Raw genomic sequence first — 2,455 nt, forward strand, 5'->3', positions numbered from 1 at the left:
GACCTGCCCTCGGGTCCCGCGGCCCTGGCCCGCGCCGCCGGCGTCGCCCTGCTGCCGGTGTTCGTCTTCCGCCGCGGCCGCCACCGCTCGCAGCTGGTCTTCCGGCCGCCGATCCGCGTCGCCGGCCGCGGCGACGACGCCCTCGCCGAAGCCGTCCGCCGCATCGGCGCCGACGTCGAGTGGGCGATCCGCCGCGAGCCTCACCAGTGGTTCTGCTTCCGCGAGCTGTGGCCCAAGCTGGACTGACCACCGGACCCTGAAGCCGCGCGGGCAGCGCCCGGCTACCCGATTACGCACCCTGCCTCAGCTTCTCACGGACATCCATGAGAATTTTCCCCAACATGTTCTTTCCTCGGCCATCTCCACCGTCACCCCAGTAGCCATCATTCTCTGTGTGTTCTACGATCTTCGCATCCCTGGTGGACAAGAGCAACTCCTTCAGGTCGTCATGCTGTGTGAATTTCGCAAGCACCGCTTCACGCATCACATTGACTTTCGCAGACTCCCAATCCTGCCGCAGCTTTCGCTTTCGGTTACGCCCCATGCGAGCAGCAAGCATCGGTGAATTGGCTACTCGAATCATTTCCTGGATCTTCTTGTCCTTGAACTTCTGCGACTGGAAGTAGTGCTCTGATGATTGCTCCTTCTTGCCCAACTTGCAGGAGCTGGAGGCTCGACGAGCGCCTGCGCCATGAAGGTACAGAACTAGCGCGGGATGCCAGTAGACGACGGGATAGGAAGACGAGTTTCCACGTAGCGATATGATCCATCTTCTTGCCCTTGGAGCCAGATTGAATCGGAGACGAATAGCAACGCGCCACAAGCCGCAGCTAGCACGCCGAAAGACAGTAGCAGGCTCTTACGACTTTTCATGTTTCAATGGCGTTGCGGGAGACGCCCAACGATTATGGATGAGCGGCGACCAGGACGCGCGGCGCCGTGTGCCGTTCGCTCGATTCGTCTGGTAAGGCCGCGGTGGCATACGAGTCCAACTTGATTCCGATACGATTCCTGTGTGGAGACCAGTAGACGTAGAGAGGGGCACCGTGAACTGACGCCACGGGAACGGTACCGATGAAGCGACTGTCGTAGCTGAAGTCTCGATTGTCGCCCATTAGGAAGAGATGACCCTCAGGGACTGCCAGAGGCGCCATATGGTCGCGTGAGAAACGACGACTCATTGGATTGTCACGAGACGCCATTGTCGGGTCGAGATGAACGACCCAGGGCTCATCGACCGCGGCTCCGTTGAGGTAGAGGGTCTTGCCCCGGAGTTCGACCGTGTCGCCACCGACTGCCACGACCCGCTTGATGAGTTCGACAGTGGGGTCTTCTGGAGAGCGGACGATTACGATGTCGCCTCGCCCAGGCGGCGCCACGGCGTACGCGTCCAGGTCAGCGATTAGACGGTCGCCAACCATGAGGGTAGGTTCCATGGCGCCGCTAGGAATGTAGTACGACTTCAAGTTCTGGATAGAAGCCAACAAGGGAACGAAAGCGATTGCGAAAACAATCCCAAGCGGGACGCAAACGTACGCGCGCTGGAACCAGCGGCGAGAATCCGAGGCTCTCCTGACGAGGAGACCTGCGTCCACTGCTGAGCAGAGCCTAATAGTGACTACTAGTACCACAAAGGTCACTGCACCCGCGAGTGAGCGACCGAAGATGCCGTAGAAGAAGACCGCCGCAACACCCGTATAACTACTACAAAAGATCAGTGCTCTGAGAGCTCGACCCGCATACAGCTGACCGAGGCCTGGCTGCCAAGCCGACAGGAGAAATGCGAATAGTACTCTCTTTTTCATTGCCATCGTCATTGGAGTTGCGATTCTAGCCGTTGGGCCTGTCACCGTCAAGTCGTCAATCCAGAGAGCAATAAGCAGCTTCGCGGCAGCATATGGCTCACCCCGGTTATGGCCCACCAGGGGGCGGTTTGGCGTCACCTGCGGCCTCGGTAGAACGACGGGCGGCCTTCGGTTCTGGGGCCGAGAGAGGAGTCACCCTTCCGCTCGACGTAGCGCCCCAGAGACTTGTCGAGCTTGCATGCGCTTGCCGGGCACACCCTCAATTCCTATGGCAGATGTACAGGTGAACACTCCCGAAGCCGCCGATCTCGACGTCCTCGTAGTCGAACCCGTGAGCGGCCAGCAGCTGCTCCATGTCGCGGATGATGTCACCTGCCAGCTGCCAAGTTCGCGTCGATCTTGTTCCGATCCAATTGCCATCGCCCGGGTAGTTGATGTCGATCAGCACAAGCCTCCCCCCAGACGCCAGAACGCGACGCATTTCTGCCATGGCCTTGGCACCGTCTGGGTAGCCTGAGAACGCCATGGTGTTGACTACCGTGTCGAAGTACCCGTCTTCGAAAGGCAGATCTTCCACCGTCCCTTGCTGCAGGTGCGCAGATAGTCCCGCCTGCCGTAGGTTCTTCATAGCGACAGACAACATCCGAGCA

At 59.7% G+C, this 2,455-nt stretch carries 4 protein-coding genes; 1 reads left to right on the forward strand and 3 read right to left on the reverse strand.

The features are described 5' to 3' along the window. On the forward strand, positions 1-246 hold a 246-nt coding region (locus GY725_20120; protein MCP4006491.1), incomplete at its 5' end, for a lipid A biosynthesis acyltransferase. A 43-nt stretch (positions 247-289) separates the two neighbouring features. On the opposite strand, the gene GY725_20125 is transcribed toward GY725_20120, so the two are convergent. The 3 genes from GY725_20125 to GY725_20135 all read right to left on the reverse strand — a co-directional run. Then, the gene (locus GY725_20125; protein ID MCP4006492.1) at positions 290-703 is read right to left on the reverse strand and encodes an NADAR family protein; all 414 of its coding nucleotides are present in this window, start codon (positions 701-703) and stop codon (positions 290-292) included. Between the two features lie 202 nt (positions 704-905). Continuing rightward, on the reverse strand, positions 906-1,487 hold the full coding sequence (gene lepB / locus GY725_20130) for a signal peptidase I (GenBank protein MCP4006493.1): 582 nt from the start codon (positions 1,485-1,487) through the stop codon (positions 906-908). Between the two features lie 577 nt (positions 1,488-2,064). Then, the coding region (locus GY725_20135) for a class I SAM-dependent methyltransferase (GenBank protein MCP4006494.1) at positions 2,065-2,455 on the reverse strand (391 nt) is incomplete at its 5' end.

This window comes from bacterium, assembly GCA_024226335.1.
Classification (GTDB): Bacteria; Myxococcota_A; UBA9160; order SZUA-336; family SZUA-336; genus JAAELY01.